Below are 18,212 nucleotides of genomic sequence, written 5' to 3' on the forward strand. Positions count from 1 at the left end.
GTGAGTTGTAGAAGATGAACTCGAGGATCACGCGGTGACCGCCCTGCTGTCCAGCACGACCACCCCGCTACACCACTATGAGGGACTCAACTCAGATCACCTTTCCTGGTTAGCGGCTCGATATAATCAAAACGTGATCATGCGTCGCATCGTTTCTCCCGTTCTTGCCTCCAACTGCTATGTCCTTTTCGATGAGGACTCCCGCCGAGCCGTGGTGGTTGATCCGGGCGGTCATACCGCGGATTCCGTGCACAGCTGGCTGACCGAAAATGAGGCGAGCGTTGCGGCAGTCGTCCTCACCCACGGCCATCCGGATCATTTTTGGGATGCCGCTCAGGTCGCGGGCGATGCGCCGGTCATCATCCCCGGCCCGGACCGCTACCGCTTGGAGGCGCCGAGTTTCGCGATGCCGCCCGAGCTCGATTTCCGTCAGCTCACCGGCTACGACTGGCAGCGGCCGGCCACCATCGAGGATCTGGACCCGAGCCTCCTTCAGGGGGAGGGCGCCGAGGTTGCCGACGGGCTCAAGATGCGCGCCCTGCCGGCTCCGGGGCATTCCGAGGGCTCGACGGTGCTGTTCGTTATGGCGAGCCTCGATCATGACCTCGCCTCCTATGTCACGACGCGGCCCACTAAGGCTGACGATTCTCCCCATCTCGTCATGCTGGCCGGCGACGTGCTGTTCGCCGGGTCCATGGGGCGCACGGATCTGCCCGGAGGCGATGACGAAGAAATGAAATCCTCGCTGCGCACCCTGAAGACCGTCGTGAATCCCGAGACGATCGTCCTGCCGGGTCATGGCCCGGCGACGGTAATGGCGCACGAGAACGCGACTAACCCGTTCTTGCAATTCCGCAGCTAAGCGCAAGTGATTCGAAGCGAGCCACACCGCGTGAAACAATAAGGGCATGGTTCGCTCTTCACTTTCCGGTTTCCCCGAACTCCTACCAGCCGAACGCTTCGCCGAGCTGTCGATCCTCGACACGCTGCGCCATACGTTCGAGCTTCACGGGTTCTCGCCGCTGGAAACCCGGGCCGTTGAAACCTTAGACACGCTGGCGAAGAAGGGCGAAACCTCGAAAGAGGTTTATTCCCTGTCGCGGGTCAATGCCCAAGCGGGGGATAAGGTGGACTCTCTCGGGCTGCACTTCGACCTCACGGTGCCCTTCGCCCGCTACGTGGTGGAAAACTCGGGTCACCTCGTCTTTCCCTTCAAGCGGTATCAGATCCAGAAGGTCTGGCGCGGGGAGCGCCCGCAAGAGGGCCGCTTCCGGGAGTTCACGCAGGCCGATATCGACGTCGTTGGACAAGACACGCTGCCCTTCCACTACGAGGTCGAGCTTCCGCTCGTCATGGCCGAAGCCCTCGCTCAGCTCAACGTCGGCCAGTTCCTCGTCCAGGTCAACAACCGCAAGGTGTGCGAAGGCTTCTACCGCGGTCTTGGCATCGAGGACGTTGCGGGAACGCTGCGCACGATCGACAAGCTCGACAAGATCGGCGCCGAGAACGTCGCGCGCGTTCTCGTCGAGGAAATCGGGACCACCAGTGAGCAGGCCGAGGCGGCGCTGCGCCTCGCCGAGATCGCCGGCGATGACGCTGCCGCGATCGTCGACCAGGTGCGTTCGCTCGGGGTGACCCACCACCTGCTGACCGAGGGGCTCGGCGAATTGCACGACCTGCTGGCCGAGGCACAGTCACGCAGGCCGGGCGCGGTGCGCGCCGTGCTGAAGATCGCGCGCGGCCTCGATTACTACACGGGTAGCGTCTACGAAACGCTGCTCGTCGACCACGAGGACCTCGGCTCGGTCGGCGGCGGCGGCCGCTACGACTCGCTTGCGACCAGCGGCAAGAAGACCTATCCGGGCGTCGGCGTGTCGATTGGGGTGACGCGACTGCTTTCCCGGCTGCTGCGCGACGCCGAAGTCTCCCGCCCGGTCGCCACGACGGTGCTCGTCGCCGTCGCGAATGAAGAAGATCGGCACCGCTCCAACGTCATCGCGCAGGCGCTGCGCGAGCGGGGAATCCCCGCCGATGTCGCCCCAAGCGCGGCGAAGTTCGGCAAGCAGATCCGCTACGCGGACCGGCTTGGCATCCCATTCGTGTGGTTCCCGGGCGATAATCAAGTCAAGGACATCCGTAGTGGTGAGCAGCTCGCCGCAGATCCCATCACGTGGGCCCCGCCCGCGGATGACCTGTATCCGCGCACGACGTTTACCCAAGGAGTGCAGTCTTCATGACGCAACCGTCGCACGATCGGGTAGCACCAGCCCGCCATGTCGGTGATGCCCTAGCTCGCGTTCGCGACGGGTTTTCCGGTCTCCAGTTCCCCTTCGCGCTATCCGATACGACGAGCGGCAAGGACGCCGCCAAGCGGGCCATCACGCAGCTCGATGACTACCTCATGCCGCGCTATGCCGCGCTCGAGGCGCCGCTGCTCGCCATTGTCGGCGGGTCGACGGGCGCCGGAAAATCAACGCTCGTCAACTCGCTGCTCGGCACCAACGTGTCGCATACGTCGGCGATCCGTCCGACGACGCGGCGCCCGGTGCTGATCCATCACCCCGATGACACGCAGTGGTTCGAAGACGATCGGATCCTGCCGGGCCTTGCCCGGGTGCGCCGGGGGATCGATGAGGAGATGACGCCCATCGAACAGGGCGATTCGACGGAGGTCGAGGTGCGGGCGACGCGTCGCGTGCCGCCGGGCCTCGCGCTGCTCGATGCGCCCGATATCGATTCGGTCGAAGAGCGCAACCGCACGCTCGCGCGCCAGCTGCTCGCCGCGGCCGACCTGTGGATCTTCACGACGACGGCCGCGCGCTATGCCGATGCAGCGCCGTGGGAGTTTTTGAGCGAGGCCGCCCGACGCAAGGTCGTCGTCGCCGTCGTGCTCAACCGGGTGCCGTCGGGCGCGGCCTATGAGGTCCGCTCCGACCTGACACGACGCCTGAACGAAGCCGGGTTGAACCGCGCGCCGGTCTTTACGATCGGGGAGCAAAATATCGCCGAGACCGGGCGGATCCCGGTCGAATCGATCGAGCCGATCGTCGGCTGGCTCAAGGGCCTTTCCGATGATGCCGCGAGCCGTGCGATGGTGGCGCGCACCACGCTGTCGGGTGCGCTCGACGAACTCGTGCGGGTCGGCGCTGACGCGATCGATGCCTCGCGCGACACGATCTCGTTTTATACCGACCTCGCCCGCCGCGTCGACGACTCCTACGCCGATGCGCACTCCCGCATCACCGAAGCGACGAAGGACGGCTCCATGCTGCGCGGCGAGGTCCTCGCGCGCTGGCAGGAGTTCGTCGGGACCGGCGACTTCATCCGCGGCATCGAATCCGCGGTCGGCCGCATGCGCGACCGGCTCGGCGCGTTCTTTAAGGGCAAGCCAGCGCCCGAGGCCGAGGTCGAAGAAGCGATCGAGACCGGGCTGTTCACGCTGCTGTCCGCCGAGGCGACTCGCGCGGGCAGCGAAGTCGACTATGCCTGGCAGCGCGAGGCCGCAGCCCGCGACCTGCTCCACCGCGCGCACGCCCAGCTCCCGACGAACGAGGCGCTGAACGACCGTGCGGCGCAGACCGTGCGCGCCTGGCAAAAGGATGTCCTCGACATGGTGCGCAGCGAAGGCAAGGACCGCCGATTCACCGCGCGCATGATGTCGCTCGGCGTCAACACGCTCGGTATCGCGCTCATGCTCGTGATCCTCGCGTCCACCGGCGGCGTCATCACCGGCATGGAGGTCGCGGCCGCGGGCGGTACGGCCGTCGTCGGGCAAAAACTTTTGGAAGCCGTCTTCGGCGACGATGCCGTACGACGCATGGCGAAAAATGCGCGCAAGAACCTCGAAGAGCGTTCGGGTGAACTGCTCGCCTGGCACGCCGAGGCCTACCGCGACCAGCTGACCGGTCTCGGATTGAACCCGGCCGCCCCCGATGAATTGCACGATGCGCTCATCGACCTTACTCGCGCCCGCAAAGCAGAAGGACTGATCTCCTGATGGCCACCATTGCCGAACAACTGGCCCACCTGTCGCGGGCCCTGGATTTGGCGGACGGTCGGTTCAACCCCACCGTGATCGAGGCGGGCCGTTCGGTCATCTCGAGCGTGGGCGAGCGCGTCACGTTCACGACCCCGACGACGGTCGCGGCGCTGTTCGGCGCGACGGGATCGGGCAAGTCCTCGCTCATCAACGCGCTGACCGACACCGAGCATGCACGCGTCGCGCACACGCGCCCGACGACGCGCAACCCGCTCGCGATCGCGCGCGAACTCGATCCCGATAACGTCGCGCTGCTGAACTGGCTCGAGGTCGACCAGCGGGCGTTGTCAAAGACACTGAGCGAAGACCTCGTCCTCGTCGATTTGCCTGACGTCGACTCCGTCGAACGCCACCACCGCGAACTGAGCGAGAAGATGGCGAAGGTCGTCGACGTCCTCGTGTGGGTGCTCGATCCGCAAAAATACGCCGACGCGGTCCTGCACCACGAGTTCCTCGCCCCGCTCGCGCGGCACGCCGAGGTCACGCTCGTCGTGCTGAACCAGATCGACCGCGTCGACCAGGCCGAGCTGCCGTCGGTGATGCGAGATGTGAAACGCCTACTCGCTGCCGATGGCTTGAAGAACGTCACCGTGACCGCGACGTCCGCCGTCACCGGGCAGGGCGTGAAGGAATTGCGCGCGCAGCTGGAGCAGATCGCGCACCGCCAGGAAGCGATGCGCGTGAAATCTCGCGCCGAGATCGAGCACATCGCGAGCCAACTCATGTCCGAATCCGGCCGCGGCGAGCTCACCCTCGCCGACCGGGAACCCGTCGTCAAGGCAGCCGCGAAGGCCGCGGGCATGGATGCACTGTCCTCCGCGGTCGCGAAGTCCTACCGTCGGCGCGCGTCGATGAAAGCCGGCTGGCCGTTCATCCGCTGGGTCAACCGGCTGCGTCCCGATCCGCTCCCGCGGCTGCATCTTGCGACCGGCGGCGGAAACATCGAACGCGCCGAGATCACGCCGACGACGTCCCTGCCCGAACCGTCGCCCGTCCAGGCGGCGCAGGTGCGCGCCACCGCGCACGACTTCGTCCTCGCCTCCGGAAAGGGCCTGCCCGAACAGTGGCGCAGCGAGCTCGTCGCGGATAACCAGGCGCGGATTCCGGCCCTGACGGACTCCCTCGATGAGGCGCTCGCCCGGATCGAGCTACCGGTACAGCCTGCGCGCTGGTGGACCATCGCGGGCATCATGCAGCTCCTCGCCTCGGCCGCGGTCCTCGTCGGTGGCGGGTGGCTGGCTGCGATGGCGCTCGGGGCCTATTTGCAGTTTGAGATCGCCGCGCCGACGTGGCGCGGATTCCCCATCCCGACGCTGATCCTGCTCGCGGGTCTCGCCGCCGGGATCCTCACCGCGATCATCGGCCGATGGGCGGCCGCCGTCGGTGCGAGGCGCCGAGCGGCGAGGACGCGCGCCCTCATCATGAAGGCCGTCGATGCTCGGGTCGAACGCCAGCTCATCGCGCCGGTGAAGGAACAGCTCGATGATTACGAGCTCTTCGTCGACTCGGCGCGACGCGCCCGCGATCGCCGCTAGAAGTTCTTGCGGCGGTAGCCCTTGCGGCTGGGCTTATCCCAGCGGCCGGCGTCCTCGCGACGCTTTTTGCCGCGGTAGCCGCTCTGGCTGAAGCCGCCGGAGCGGTTGCCCCGTCCGCTGTGCTTCGGGCCGCGGTCCGGTCGGATCTTCAGGGCTCGGCCCTGGACCTGGGCGCGGCCGATCGTCCGCAGGGTTTCGTTGTCGAGGTCGACGAAGATATCAACGAGGGAGAAGGTCGGGAAGATATCGATCTTGCCGACATCGCTGCCCTTGAGGCCGCCCTCGCCCGTGATGGCGCCGACGAGCGCGCCCGGGATGACGTTGTCCTTGTGGCCGACCTCGACGCGGTAGCGGGTGCCGCTGCCGTCGGAGCGCACGCGCCCCTGGCCGCGGCCTTTGCCCGAGCGGGGATCGTCGAAGTCGGTGCTTGCCACCTCGTCGTCGTCCGTGTTCGGGCCGGTGTCCTGCACTGCGAGCGCGAGGAGCGCGGCCGCGAGGTCGGTCGTGTCGATGCCGGAGTCGGCGATGGCCTCGCGGTAGAGCTCGAGGCGGCCGGCCTCGATGCGTGCGGGCACCCCGGCGAGGAGCTGGCCCACGCGGTGGGCGGAGACGTCCTTCGGGCTGGGGATGCGGATCTCGGCGAGATCGGAGCCGGTGAGGCGCTCGATCTGGCGCAGGCGATGCTTTTCCTTCGGCGTGAAGAACGTCAGGGCGCGGCCGGAGCGTCCGGCGCGGCCGGTGCGACCAATGCGGTGGACGTAGGCTTCGCCCTCGCGCGGCACGTCGAAGTTGACGACGAGGCCAATGCGCTCGACGTCCAGGCCACGGGCGGCTACGTCGGTCGCGATGATCACGTTCAGGGAGCCGCCGCGGAGGCGCTCGACGAGACGTTCGCGCTCCTTTTGCGGCACATCGGAGGACAGGGCCGCCGCGGCAATGCCTCGCGACGTGAGATCTGCGGTGACGTCCTCCGCGGTCGCGCGGGTGCGGACGAAGACGATCGCCGCGTCAGCGCTGGAGGTCGCAAGGACGCGGAAAAGGGCGCCGTTTTTGTGGCGGAAGGGGACAACGGCGTACTGCTGCTCTACCGTATCGACGGTCGAGGCCTGGCGCGTCACCTCGACGCGGACGGGATCGGTCAGGTGCTGCTTGCTCACCTTCGTGATCGCGGCGGGCATCGTCGCAGAAAACAGCGCCGTCGTGCGTTCCTTGGGACAGTTGCTCGCGATCACTTCGACGTCCTCGGCAAAGCCCATGCGCAGCATCTCGTCGGCCTCATCGAGGACGAGGACGCGGACGTGCGACAGGTCGAGGGCGCCCTTTTCGATCAGGTCCATGATGCGGCCCGGGGTGCCGACGACGACCTGGGCGCCGCGCTTGAGCGCCCGCATCTGGGGCTGGTAGGCGCTGCCGCCATAGACGGCGACGATGTCGATATCGGGCAGCGCGCCGGCGAACGTCGTGATCGCATCGGAACCCTGGAGCGCGAGTTCGCGCGTCGGGCACAGTACGAGGGCCTGGACTTCCTTGGCTTGCGGATCGATTCCGGCAAGCAGCGGCAGTCCAAACGCGGCGGTCTTGCCGGTGCCGGTCTGGGCGATACCGACGACATCGCGGCCGGCGAGCAGTGGCGGAATTGCTTCGCGTTGAATATCGGTCGGGGCGGTAAATCCGAGGTCGGTGACCGTCTGAAGGAGTTCAGCAGGCAAGCCAAGGTCAGCGAAAGTTGTCATGTATGTGTCATCCCATCGATGCTAAGCGGCTGTCGGGATTAGCGGACCCGACCAGGGGCACCGATGGCCAAAACAAGAAAGGCTCGTGGCGCGCGCTCAGAACAGTTCACCCGCAGGACTCTCCTTTACGGGGCTTTCACACCCTATCGGACTAGCGGCGGGGCGTCGTAGAGTCGATGGAGTCGGGCCCAGTGAGCTTAGGCACACGGGTCGCGGTATAGGTCGACAGGGCGGCAAGCGCAGCCATGAAAAGCAGACCGGGGACGAACGGGTTACCTTGGGCCTGATGGTCGCCGACGATATAGGGGATCATCTGGAAGAAGCCGACGACGCCGATCGCGAGGGCTGCGCCGATGCCGTCCACGATCTGCAAGGACGCGGAGATCTGGCCGTGTTCGCTCTTCGGGGTCGAGCCGAGCGCGACGACGCTCATCGCGGGCAGGGTGAGGCCGACGCCGGCGCCGGCGAGGAGCCACGCGAAGGCGGTGAGGATCGGGGGAGCCCAGGGGAAGGCCGAGATCGCGGCGATCGCGATGCCGATCGTCGACAGGATGCCGCCCATGATCGGCAGCCGGTGCCGCTTTTGGGGATCGGCGATCTTGCCCTGCACGTAGGAGCCGAGGGCCCAGGAGATGCCGCCGATGGTGAGGACAATGCCGGCGGTCTTTTTTGTCCAGTCGTGGATTTCGACGAGCATGAGCGGCAAGAAGGCCTCGGTGGCGACGATGGGCGCGTTGATCCACATTCGGGTGGCGATCGCGGCGCCGACCTCATTGCGGCGCGCGCTGAGCGTGCCGACGGGTAGCAGCTGCTTTAAGAGGTAGAACACGAGCGCCGCTAGCACGACGAAGATCACACCGGCGACGATGGAGCGCTGGGAGACGACGATCTGCATGAGCGCGGCGCCACCGCCGGCACCGGTCGCGATGAGGACGAGACGGTAGGCGTTCTTGTCCTTCCAGATGCTCTCGTGCTTGCGCGGTAGGGGCTTGAGGATCGGGATCATCGCGAGGACCGCGATCAACAGGATCGGAACGACCGCAAGGAAGACGACGCGCCAGGAGTAGCGCTCGGCGACCCAGCCGGCGAAGAACGGGCCGAACATCGACGGCACGACCCAGGCGGCGGCGAAGATCGCGAAAAACTTTGGCTGCTTATTGGCCGGCACGTGGCTGCCGACCATGGCGTACAGAGCGACCATGAGCATGCCGGTGCCCAGGCCCATGATGGCGCGGCCGATAGCCACGACCTCCATGTGGCGGGCGATGCCGGCGACGACGAGCCCGAGGGCCGCGAGCGAGCATCCGGTGATCGTCGGGATATACGGTCCGCGGGCATCGACCCACTTACCACCGATCGTCGTCGATATGACATGCGTCGCCAACGGAGCCCCCATCGTGAGGGCATAGAGCGCATAGCCGTTGAGCTCATCCGCGACGGCGGGCATCACGGTTGTGAGGGCTAAGGCCTGAAATGCGCCGACCGTAATCAGCGTGACGGACAGCCACAAGAGCCTCGTCAAAAAGGCATCACTCGTGGTTGCGCTGCTATCGTCCATCACTTGCCGATTGTCGCCCGGGTGAGCGGTAGACTCAAGTTCGCGACCGCCCGTTTCGCGGATCGCGTTTCCGTCAAGAGGAAGGATGCTTCATGCTCCGCACACATCGCGCAGGCGACCTGCGCGAGGACCATATCGACCAGTCAGTCACCCTGACCGGGTGGGTCGACCGCCGCCGCGACCACGGTGGCGTCGCCTTCATTGACCTGCGAGATGCCTCCGGCATCTGCCAGGTCGTCGTGCGCGAAGACGTCGCCCATCAGCTGCGCAGCGAATACGTGTTGCAGGTGACCGGCACGGTCAGCCGCCGGCCCGAAGGCAACGAAAACGATGCCCTGCCCACGGGCGCGATCGAAGTGATCGCCGACGACGTCGAGGTCCTCAATTCCTGTGCGCCGCTGCCCTTCCAGGTTTCCGACCACGCGGAAGACGCGGGCCAGGTCGGGGAAGAAGCCCGCCTGAAGTACCGCTACGTCGACCTGCGCACCTCCCGCGCCCAGCACGCGATCCGGTTGCGCTCCGAGGTCAGCCGCGCCGCCCGCGAGGTCCTACACGGCCACGATTTCGTCGAAATCGAAACCCCGACGCTCACGCGCTCGACGCCGGAAGGCGCACGTGACTTCATCGTCCCCGCGCGCCTTTCGCCCGGGTCTTGGTACGCGCTGCCGCAGTCGCCCCAGCTGTTTAAGCAGCTCCTCATGGTCGGCGGCATGGAGCGCTACTACCAGATCGCGCGCTGCTACCGCGACGAGGACTTCCGCGCCGACCGCCAGCCCGAATTCACCCAGCTCGACGTCGAGATGAGCTTCGTCGAACAGGACGATGTCATCAGCGTTGCCGAGGACATCCTGCGGGCTATCTGGCGCCTTGTCGATCACGAGATCGAAGGCCCGATCCGCCGCATGACCTATGCGGCGGCGATGGAAAAGTACGGCACGGACAAGCCGGACCTGCGCTTCGGACTCGAACTGGTCGAACTGACCGAATACTTCAAGGACACGCCCTTCCGCGTCTTCCAGAACCCGTACGTCGGCGCCGTCGTCATGCCCGGTGGCGCCTCCCAGCCGCGCCGCCAGTTCGACGCCTGGCAGGAATGGGCTAAGCAGCGCGGTGCGCGCGGCCTCGCCTACGTCTCCGTCCAGGAAGACGGGACGCTCACCGGCCCGGTCGCCAAGAACATCTCCGATACCGAACGCGAAGGCCTCGCGGCCGCGTGTGGCGCCCAGCCGGGAGATGCGATCTTCTTCGCCGCCGGCGGCGTCGACGCTTCCCGCGCCCTGCTCGGTGCAGCGCGCCTCGAGATCGGCAGGCGCTGCGAGCTCATCGACGAGGACGACTGGTCGTTCGTGTGGGTCGTGGACGCGCCGCTGTTCAAGCCGGCCGGCCAGGACAACGACGTCGACCTCGGCCACTCGGCGTGGACGGCCGTCCACCACGCGTTCACGTCCCCGAACCCGGAGTGGATCGACCGCTTCGAAGAAGACCCGGGCAACGCCCTGGCTTACGCCTACGACATCGTGTGCAACGGTAACGAGATCGGCGGCGGCTCGATCCGTATCCACCGACGCGATGTCCAAGAGCGGGTCTTTAAGGTCATGGGGATTGGCGAGGAGGAAGCCCAGGAGAAATTCGGTTTCCTGCTTGATGCATTCAAGTTTGGTGCGCCCCCGCACGGCGGCATCGCCTTCGGCTGGGACCGCATCGTCATGCTCCTAGCTAAGGAATCCTCCATCCGCGAGGTCATCGCGTTCCCGAAGTCCGGTGGCGGTTACGATCCGCTGACCGGTGCCCCGGCCCCCATCACCTCTGAGCAGCGAAAGGAGGCGGGCGTCGACGCCGAGCCAGAGGACGAGGACGCGTCGTGAGATCCACGCTTGCGGAGGCGGCACGGCATTGGCCGATGATCGCCGCCTCCGCAGGGCGCTACCTCAACCACGACGTCTTTACCTCGCCTGGCAACGACCCGTCGTACATCCTCACGAGCGCCGATCCGAGAATCAACGCCGTGGTTGTCGGTCCGGCCTCGGCAGACCTCCTCACCGAGTATCTGCCCGAACACACGGGTTTCGTCATGGCCCAGGCGCGTGGTGATCACGCCGACGACCCGGTCCTTACCGGCCGCGGTTACTCGATCATCGGGGACTGGTGGTGGATGGCCTGTCGTAGGCCGATTCCGCCGCAGCCGGGCGATGATCGGGTGCGCGAACTGCACCTGCCGGCCGACGAGATCGCGGCGCTGCAGGCACGCTGCTATCCCGACACCCACGTGCGGGCGGGCGACCCGTCCTACCGGTGGTGGGGGTATGAGGCGGCCGACGGCGCCCTCGCCGGGATCGTCGCCACGACCGACGTACGCCCCGATGCGCCGAAGACCGCCGGGATGCATGTCTCGGCGCTCGGCGTCGATCCTGACTACCGTCGGCAGGGCATCGCCGCCGCGATGATGAGCGCGGTCACGAAGCACGGATTGCGCCAGGGACCGGTTGTGCACTGTGGCGTATGGAAGCGTAACGAGCCCGCATTGCGGGTCTACCGACGCCTCGGCTTTGCCGAGGAACACGAGGTACGAGGCTGGCAGCGGGACTAGACTGGCCCTATGGCTCGTTATCTCGATATTCATCCCGTCGACCCGCAGCCGCGGCTCATCAACCAGGTAGCCGAGACGCTCGCGGTCGGCGGAGTGATCGCGTATCCGACCGACTCAGGCTATGCCCTCGGGTGTTCGTTGGCCAATAAAGATGGGCTCGATCGGATCCGCCAGATCCGCCAATTGAATAAAAGGCACCACTTCACCCTGGTGTGCTCGGACTTCGCGCAGCTGGGCCCGCTCGTGATCGTCGACAATCCGGCGTTTCGGATGATCAAGCAGCTCACGCCCGGCCCGTTCACGTTCATTTTGAAAGGCACCAAGCAGGTGCCGCGAATGACTCTGAACCCGAAGAAACACACCGTCGGCGCACGCATCCCCGACCACAAGATCACCCAGGCGATCGTGCAGGCGCACGGGGCACCACTGCTGAGCTCGACGCTGATTCCGCCCGGTGAGGAGGAACCGATGAGCGAGGGCTGGGAGATCCAGGACCGCTACGGTCATCTCCTCGATGTCGTGGTCGAAGGCCCCGTAACATTGCCGGAACCCACGACGGTCGTTGACCTCACCAGCGGGGAGGCCGAAATCCGGCGCCAGGGCGCCGGACAGCTATAGCGAGACAGAATCTATTACCCTTAGGGCGTGACCTTGAACCACCCAGCATTGATCGAAGACCCGGCCGATTCCGAGGGCTTCCCGATTCCGGAGCCGCTATCTGGACACGGGCCCGCACGCGTCATTGCGATGTGTAACCAAAAGGGCGGCGTCGGTAAGACGACCACGACGATCAATCTGGGCGCGGCCCTCGCCGAATACGGGCGCAGGGTCCTCATCGTCGATTTCGATCCGCAAGGCGCTGCGAGTGCCGGGCTCGGTATCAACGCTCATGAGCTGGATGAGACGATCTACACGCACCTCATGGCCGCGGAGCCCGACGTTCGGCCGATCATCCACCACACGGGCACCGAAGGCCTCGACATCGTGCCGGCCAACATCGACCTGTCGGCGGCAGAGGTCCAACTCGTCAACGAGGTCGCCCGCGAGCAGGCCCTCATGCGCGTGCTGTATCCCGTCATGGACGAATACGACGTCATCATCATCGACTGCCAGCCCTCGCTCGGCCTGCTCACCGTGAACGCCCTGACGGCCGCCCACGGCGTGCTCATCCCGCTGGAAGCCGAGTTCTTCGCCCTGCGTGGCGTCGCGCTGCTGGTTGAGACCATCGAGAAGGTCCGCAACCGGCTGAACCCCAAGCTCAAGGTCGACGGCATTGTCGCGACGATGGTCGATATGCGCACGCTGCACGCTCGCGAAGTGATCGAGCGCGTCGAGGAAGCCTTCGGTGACCGCCTGTTCGATACGAAGATCACGCGGACTGTGAAGTTCCCCGACGCCTCCGTCGCGACGGAGCCCATCACTAGCTACGCCCCGAAACACCCCGGCGCGCAGCTCTACCGGCGCCTCGCCCGCGAGCTCATCGCGCGGGGCGCGGCCGCCTAACGTCATGACGGCGCCCGCCGCGCCGGATGGGGGATTCTCGGTCGACCTCGAGGTCTTTTCTGGCCCCTTCGACCTGTTGCTCCAACTCATCGCGAAGCATCAGCTCGATGTCACCGAGGTCGCGCTCGCGCAGGTCACCGATGAGTTCATCGCGTACGCGTTTTCCGGCGAAGAGGACTGGGACCTGTCGCAAGCGAGCCAGTTCCTCGTCATTGCGGCGACGCTGCTCGACCTGAAGGCCCTGCGCCTGCTACCACGCTCGGGGGACGCCGACGAGGAAGACCTCGAACTCTTCGAAGCTCGCGACCTGCTGTTCGCTCGGCTGCTGCAATACCGCGCCTTTAAGGAGGTAGCGGCAGAGTTCGAAGAGCGGCTGGCGGACGCGGGGCGGAGCACCGCCCGCAGCGTCGAAATGGAACCCCAGTTCGCGCAGCTGTTGCCCGAACTTATCTGGTCTATCGGTCCGAACGAGCTCGCCGTGCTTGCCGCCGCTGCGTTCGCGCGCGATACCTCCGAGCCGACCGTCACCGTCGATCACCTCCACCATCCGGTCGTGCCGGTCCCGCAGCAGGCGGCGATCATCGTCGAAGCCCTGAAACGCCAAGGGCGACAGACGTTCAAGGAGCTCGTCGCCGACGCGGCGAATCCGGCCGTCGTCGTCTCTCGCTTCTTAGCGCTCCTCGAGCTCTATCGCGATGAGATCGTCGACTTTGACCAGCCCGCACCGGGCGACGAGCTCGCGATCGTGTACCTCGGCAGTGCCGATACCGTCCCGGTCCTGACCGATGAATACGATGACGAAAGGCCAAGCGATGAGAACTGATGACCTCGCGCCGCGCGATCACCTGCCGGCGCTCGAAGCGATCCTCATGGTCGCCGAACAGCCGATGAGCGAGGAGAGCCTCGCCGGGGCGATCGGAGTCTCGGGCGCACAGATCAGCGAACTCTTGGCCGAACTCGCCGCCGACTATGAGGGCGCGACGGGCCGGCCGCGCGGCTTCCGACTACTCTCGCGCGCCGGTGGCTGGCGGCTGTATTCCGCGCCCGAATACCACCAGATCGTCTCCCAGGTCGTCCTTGCCGGGCAGACCTCGCGCCTGACGCAGGCGGCGCTCGAGACGCTCGCCGTCATCGCCTACCGCCAGCCCGTCACGCGCGGGCGGATCAGCGCGATCCGCGGCGTGAACGTCGACTCCGTCGTGCGCACGCTGCTCGCCCGCGGCCTCATCGAAGAAGCGGGCAGCGAAGACTCCGGCGCGATGCGCTATCAGACGACGACGTTCTTCTTAGAGAAGATGGGGTTAAATAGCGTGGAGGACCTGCCGCCGCTCGCACCCTATCTGCCCGACGGCGACACCGAAGCATTAAAAGAGGAATGGTAGCGATGAGCGACGAAGGCGAACGCCTACAAAAAGTTTTGGCAAATGCCGGGGTGGCCTCCCGCCGGGAGTGCGAAAAGCTCATCACTTCCGGACGCGTGAAGGTCAACGGCGAGGTCGTGCGCCAGCTCGGCACGCGCGCGAAGCCCGAGGACGTGTTGCACGTCGATAACATGCGCATCTTCACCGATAACGATACCCACCTGACGGTCGCGTTCCACAAGCCCGAGGGAGTCGTCTCCACGATGGATGACCCGGAAGGCCGTCCCGCGCTCGGCGACTATGTCGGCCACTACGGCCAGCGGCTCTACCACGTCGGCCGCCTCGACATCGCGACCGAAGGGCTGCTGCTGCTCACGAATGACGGCGAACTCGCGCACCGCCTCACGCACCCGTCCTATGAGGTGCCAAAGACGTACGTTGCGACCGTGCGCGGCAAAATGAACCGCGGCATCCCGCGCCAAATGCGTCAGGGCATCGAGCTAGACGACGGCCTCGCGAAGGCCGATTCCTTCACGCTCATGGAGGCCCGCGATGAGATGAGCCTCGTCCAGCTGACAATCCACATGGGCCGCAACCGCATCGTGCGCCGCATGCTCGAGGCCGCCGGCTACCCGGTCGTGCGCCTCGTGCGCACCTCGATCGGGCCGATCGAACTCGGCGAGATGCGCCCCGGCAAGTCGCGGCCGCTGAACTCCAAAGAATTATCCGAACTCATGCACGCGGTGGGGATGTAGGACCCATGACGGCTCGCATCGTCGGCGCCGGGCTCCTCGGCGCCTCCCTCGGGCTCGCCCTTCGCTCGCTCGGGCACGACGTCATCCTCGACGACGTCTCGCCGCTGTCGCTCTCACTCGCCTGCGGCCTTGGGGCCGGGGAGCTGACCCGGGCCGGCGACAACGATGGCGAGGTCGATCTCGTCGTCATCGCGACGCCTCCGGACGTCACCGCCGAGGTGATCATCCGCGAACTCGCCGCCTACCCCGATGCGATCGTCACCGACGTCGCGAGCGTCAAAGGCCGGGTCATTGACGCGATCCTTGCCGCCCAGCCCGACGGTCTCGAGCGCTTCGTCGGTTCGCACCCGATGGCCGGCAAAGAGCGCTCCGGGGCGCCGAATGCCGATGGCGACCTGTTTACCGGACGGCCGTGGGTCGTCGTCCCGACCGCACATTCGACGCGCGCGGCGATCGATCTCGTCATGACCCTCGCGGTCGATGTCGGCGCGATGCCGGTCCTCATGGAGCCGGCCGAGCACGACCAGGCGGTCGCGGCCGTCAGCCACGTCCCGCAGATCATCAGCTCGCTACTCGCCGCCCAGCTGACGGACGTACCCGATCACCAGCTGACGCTCGCAGGCCAGGGGCTGCGCGATACGACACGCGTCGCGAAATCGGATCCGATGCTGTGGTCGAGCATCCTGTCTGCCAATGCGGCGCCGGTCCTGGCGCATCTGCGGGACGTCAAGACCTCCCTCGATAAGGTCTTAGCGGATCTCGAGGAATGCTGCGAGGAGCTCTACCCGCCGGCCGCGATCGCGGGGCTTGCGGCACTGATCGAGTCGGGCAGCGCGGGCGTCGCGCGGATTCCGGGTAAACACGGGGGAGCACAGCGCAACTACGCCGAGATCGTCGTCTACGTGCCCGACCGTCCCGGCGAGCTCGCGCGCCTGTTTGCGGATATCGGGCGCGGTGAGATCAATATCGAAGACGTCCGACTCGAACACGCCACTGGCGCGAAGGTCGGGCTCGCGACCATCTCCGTGGAGCCCGCCGTCGGGGAGTTTTTGGCCAATCACCTAGAAGAGTTGGACTGGAGCGTGGTGAGATGACAGGCATTGTGATCGCGATCGACGGCCCGTCGGGCGTCGGCAAATCGACCATTTCGAAGCGGCTCGCTCGCACGTATGCGCTCGGCTACCTCGATACCGGCGCGATGTACCGCGCCGCAACGATTCACGTTCGAAACTTCGGGATCGACCTGCTCGATCACGACGCCGTCGCTCGGGCGGTTGAGCGCATGCCGCTGGAGATGATCCTGGACCCGGCGCACCCGCGCGTGCTGCTTGAAGGCAGCGAAGTTGGCGCCGGACTCTATACCGCCGACGTCTCACGGATCGTGTCTGCCGTCGCGACCAACCTCAAGGTGCGGGCGCTGATGAAGGACTGGCAGCGCCGCCTGATCGACGCCGAACGCGCGGGCGGCTACTCCGAGGGCCGGGGCGTGGTCGCCGAGGGCCGCGACATCACGACGGTCGTCGCCCCCGATGCCGACGTGCGGATCTTGCTGACCGCGTCCGAAGAGGCACGCCTGCAGCGCCGCGCCCGCCAGCGGCACGGCAAGGACGACGCCAACACCCTCGCCGCGACGCGCGATGAGGTACTGCGCCGCGACGCCGATGATTCGACCGTCTCCAACTTTCTTTCTGCCGCCGATGGCGTCGTCACGGTCGACTCCTCGGACCTCACCCCGGACGAGACGTTCGTCGCCCTGTGCGGCCTCGTCGATGCCGCCCGCAAGGAACGGCGCGGTGAGTAGCGCCCGGGGCCAGAAGGTCACCGAAGCCGATATCCGCCGGTGGGGGCCGCGCTGGTCACGCCACGTCGGCCGCTTCCTCGACCACGTCTACTGGAACACGACCGTCGTTGGCGCCGAGCACGTCCCGACCGACACGCGTGCGATCGTTGCCGCGAACCACGTCGGCATCATGGACGGCCCCGTCGTGCACGGGGCGCTACCGCGTGGCTCGCATTTCATCGTCAAGCAGGAGTTCTTCGACTCCGCGCTCGGCTTCCTCATGACCTATTCGGGCCAGATCCCGGTCGATCGGTCCTCGGGCTCTGCGGCCCTGCGCGTCGCCCTGGCGCTGCTGGAGGAAGACCGCCTCGTCGGCATTTTCCCGGAGGGCACCCGCGGCCGGGGCGATATCTCGACCATGCACGCCGGCGTCGCCTGGCTCGCGCTGCGCTCGGGCGCTCCGATCGTCCCGACGGCCGTGCTCGGCACGCGACGTCCGGGCGATAAGCGCTCCCACGTGCCCCGGCCCAGAACCAAGCTTTACGTCGAGTTCGGTACCCCGATGACGGTTGACGTCGCCGACCTCAAGGGGCGCGCCGCCACCGCCGAGGCCATGAGTCAGATCGCCGACGCCATGTCCCGCCACATCCGGGAAGCCTCCGCACGAACCGGGATTGCGCTGCCGGACATGTAATGCCGTATCCCCCAAATGGGGGATACCTTAATCAACCTCGGCCGCACCCAGAGCGTGGATGTGCAAGCCGGCTCGGATTCCTAGCCTGTCAGGTATGACAGCAATCGAGCTGAAAAACATCAGGAAAACCTAAGGCCCCAAGGTGGCCGTCGACGATATCTCACTGACTGTTAGTCCGAGCCAGATCTTTGGCATCATCGGGCCCAACGGCGCCGGAAAGACGACGACGGTGGAGTGCATCTCGGGCCTGCGCACGCCGGATTCGGGCACCGTCCGGGTCTTCGGCCTCAATCCCGCCACGCAGCACCGTCAAGTCAGCAGGCTGCTCGGGGTTCAACTGCAAGAAAGCGCGCTGCCCGATCGGCTCACCGTGATCGAAGCGCTGAATCTATACGCCTCGTTCTATCCCCATCCGCGCTCGAGTACCGAACTTCTCGACATGTTCGATCTCGCGCCCCACCGCAGCACGCCCTACGCCAAGCTCTCGGGCGGCCTTGCGCAGCGATTGTCGATTGCGCTCGCTCTTATCGGCAATCCCAAAGTCGCGATCCGTCACCGTCCTGCTCGTCACCCAAGTTGAGTCCCTCATAGTGGTGTAGCGGGGTGGTCGTGCTGGACAGCAGGGCGGTCACCGCGTGATCCTCGAGTTCATCTTCTACAACTCACT

Annotated in this window: 16 protein-coding genes and 1 pseudogene; 15 read left to right on the forward strand and 2 right to left on the reverse strand. The window is 66.2% G+C overall.

The features are described 5' to 3' along the window. Positions 1-139: 139 nt before the first annotated feature. The 4 genes from BSZ39_RS09030 to BSZ39_RS09045 are packed head-to-tail and all read left to right on the forward strand — an operon-like array spanning position 140 to position 5,574. Complete coding sequence (locus BSZ39_RS09030) at positions 140-862, forward strand: MBL fold metallo-hydrolase (RefSeq protein ID WP_222842916.1); 723 nt, start codon at positions 140-142, stop codon at positions 860-862. Positions 863-908: 46 nt separating this feature from the next. Further along, the gene (gene hisS, locus BSZ39_RS09035) at positions 909-2,237 is read left to right on the forward strand and encodes a histidine--tRNA ligase (protein WP_073717011.1); all 1,329 of its coding nucleotides are present in this window, start codon (positions 909-911) and stop codon (positions 2,235-2,237) included. Beyond that, on the forward strand, positions 2,234-3,997 hold the full coding sequence (locus BSZ39_RS09040) for a dynamin family protein (protein ID WP_073717012.1): 1,764 nt from the start codon (positions 2,234-2,236) through the stop codon (positions 3,995-3,997). Before hisS ends, BSZ39_RS09040 begins: the two co-directional genes overlap by 4 nt. Continuing rightward, entirely contained in the window at positions 3,997-5,574 is a 1,578-nt protein-coding gene (locus BSZ39_RS09045) for a GTPase (protein WP_073717013.1), read from the forward strand. Before BSZ39_RS09040 ends, BSZ39_RS09045 begins: the two co-directional genes overlap by 1 nt. A gap of 149 nt (positions 5,575-5,723) precedes the next feature. Here BSZ39_RS09045 and BSZ39_RS09050 read toward each other — a convergent pair. Both BSZ39_RS09050 and BSZ39_RS09055 read right to left on the reverse strand, forming a co-directional pair. Then, a pseudogene (locus tag BSZ39_RS09050) lies at positions 5,724-7,301 on the reverse strand (DEAD/DEAH box helicase); the annotation flags it as partial. A 157-nt stretch (positions 7,302-7,458) separates the two neighbouring features. After that, positions 7,459-8,865, reverse strand: coding sequence for an MFS transporter (locus tag BSZ39_RS09055; RefSeq protein WP_073717015.1), 1,407 nt, complete (start codon positions 8,863-8,865; stop codon positions 7,459-7,461). A 92-nt stretch (positions 8,866-8,957) separates the two neighbouring features. Between BSZ39_RS09055 and aspS the strand changes: the two genes are divergently transcribed. From aspS to BSZ39_RS09110, 11 genes are all read left to right on the forward strand, one after another. After that, positions 8,958-10,730: an aspartate--tRNA ligase gene (gene aspS / locus BSZ39_RS09060; RefSeq protein WP_073717016.1), complete on the forward strand. Its 1,773-nt coding sequence runs from the start codon at positions 8,958-8,960 to the stop codon at positions 10,728-10,730. After that, positions 10,727-11,452 carry a GNAT family N-acetyltransferase gene (locus tag BSZ39_RS09065; protein WP_143180466.1) on the forward strand — a complete coding sequence of 242 codons (726 nt, stop codon included), beginning with the start codon at positions 10,727-10,729 and terminating at the stop codon, positions 11,450-11,452. Before aspS ends, BSZ39_RS09065 begins: the two co-directional genes overlap by 4 nt. Before the next feature lie 9 nt (positions 11,453-11,461). Then, a complete protein-coding gene (locus tag BSZ39_RS09070; RefSeq protein WP_073717018.1) occupies positions 11,462-12,070 on the forward strand; it encodes an L-threonylcarbamoyladenylate synthase in 609 nt (202 codons plus the stop codon). Positions 12,071-12,097: 27 nt separating this feature from the next. Beyond that, positions 12,098-12,955 (forward strand): ParA family protein, encoded by an 858-nt coding sequence (locus tag BSZ39_RS09075; protein WP_073717019.1) that lies wholly within the window; start codon positions 12,098-12,100, stop codon positions 12,953-12,955. Positions 12,956-12,959: 4 nt separating this feature from the next. Then, positions 12,960-13,778 (forward strand): segregation and condensation protein A, encoded by an 819-nt coding sequence (locus BSZ39_RS09080; RefSeq protein ID WP_073717020.1) that lies wholly within the window; start codon positions 12,960-12,962, stop codon positions 13,776-13,778. Beyond that, a complete protein-coding gene (scpB, locus tag BSZ39_RS09085; protein ID WP_245792480.1) occupies positions 13,768-14,337 on the forward strand; it encodes an SMC-Scp complex subunit ScpB in 570 nt (189 codons plus the stop codon). Before BSZ39_RS09080 ends, scpB begins: the two co-directional genes overlap by 11 nt. Positions 14,338-14,339: 2 nt before the next feature. Continuing rightward, positions 14,340-15,071 (forward strand): pseudouridine synthase, encoded by a 732-nt coding sequence (locus tag BSZ39_RS09090; RefSeq protein WP_073717022.1) that lies wholly within the window; start codon positions 14,340-14,342, stop codon positions 15,069-15,071. Between the two features lie 5 nt (positions 15,072-15,076). Beyond that, positions 15,077-16,165 carry a prephenate dehydrogenase gene (locus tag BSZ39_RS09095; RefSeq protein ID WP_073717023.1) on the forward strand — a complete coding sequence of 363 codons (1,089 nt, stop codon included), beginning with the start codon at positions 15,077-15,079 and terminating at the stop codon, positions 16,163-16,165. Further along, complete coding sequence (cmk, locus tag BSZ39_RS09100) at positions 16,162-16,872, forward strand: (d)CMP kinase (RefSeq protein WP_073717024.1); 711 nt, start codon at positions 16,162-16,164, stop codon at positions 16,870-16,872. Before BSZ39_RS09095 ends, cmk begins: the two co-directional genes overlap by 4 nt. Beyond that, positions 16,865-17,545, forward strand: coding sequence for a lysophospholipid acyltransferase family protein (locus BSZ39_RS09105; RefSeq protein ID WP_222842917.1), 681 nt, complete (start codon positions 16,865-16,867; stop codon positions 17,543-17,545). Before cmk ends, BSZ39_RS09105 begins: the two co-directional genes overlap by 8 nt. Before the next feature lie 142 nt (positions 17,546-17,687). Further along, entirely contained in the window at positions 17,688-18,125 is a 438-nt protein-coding gene (locus BSZ39_RS09110) for an ATP-binding cassette domain-containing protein (protein ID WP_073717025.1), read from the forward strand. Positions 18,126-18,212 lie beyond the last annotated feature (87 nt).

The sequence above is a fragment of the Bowdeniella nasicola genome, from assembly GCF_001907295.1.
In the GTDB taxonomy this organism is placed as follows: Bacteria; Actinomycetota; Actinomycetes; order Actinomycetales; family Actinomycetaceae; genus Bowdeniella; species Bowdeniella nasicola.

Coding starts and splice junctions, on each gene's coding strand:
- BSZ39_RS09090 (WP_073717022.1), top strand. CDS start 14,340: ATGAGCGACGAAGGCGAACGCCTACAAAAAGTTTTGGCAAATGCCGGG.
- BSZ39_RS09095 (WP_073717023.1), top strand. CDS start 15,077: ATGACGGCTCGCATCGTCGGCGCCGGGCTCCTCGGCGCCTCCCTCGGG.
- aspS (WP_073717016.1), top strand. CDS start 8,958: ATGCTCCGCACACATCGCGCAGGCGACCTGCGCGAGGACCATATCGAC.
- hisS (WP_073717011.1), top strand. CDS start 909: ATGGTTCGCTCTTCACTTTCCGGTTTCCCCGAACTCCTACCAGCCGAA.
- BSZ39_RS09045 (WP_073717013.1), top strand. CDS start 3,997: ATGGCCACCATTGCCGAACAACTGGCCCACCTGTCGCGGGCCCTGGAT.
- cmk (WP_073717024.1), top strand. CDS start 16,162: ATGACAGGCATTGTGATCGCGATCGACGGCCCGTCGGGCGTCGGCAAA.
- scpB (WP_245792480.1), top strand. CDS start 13,768: ATGAGAACTGATGACCTCGCGCCGCGCGATCACCTGCCGGCGCTCGAA.
- BSZ39_RS09070 (WP_073717018.1), top strand. CDS start 11,462: ATGGCTCGTTATCTCGATATTCATCCCGTCGACCCGCAGCCGCGGCTC.
- BSZ39_RS09040 (WP_073717012.1), top strand. CDS start 2,234: ATGACGCAACCGTCGCACGATCGGGTAGCACCAGCCCGCCATGTCGGT.
- BSZ39_RS09030 (WP_222842916.1), top strand. CDS start 140: ATGCGTCGCATCGTTTCTCCCGTTCTTGCCTCCAACTGCTATGTCCTT.
- BSZ39_RS09055 (WP_073717015.1), bottom strand. CDS start 8,865: ATGGACGATAGCAGCGCAACCACGAGTGATGCCTTTTTGACGAGGCTC.
- BSZ39_RS09080 (WP_073717020.1), top strand. CDS start 12,960: ATGACGGCGCCCGCCGCGCCGGATGGGGGATTCTCGGTCGACCTCGAG.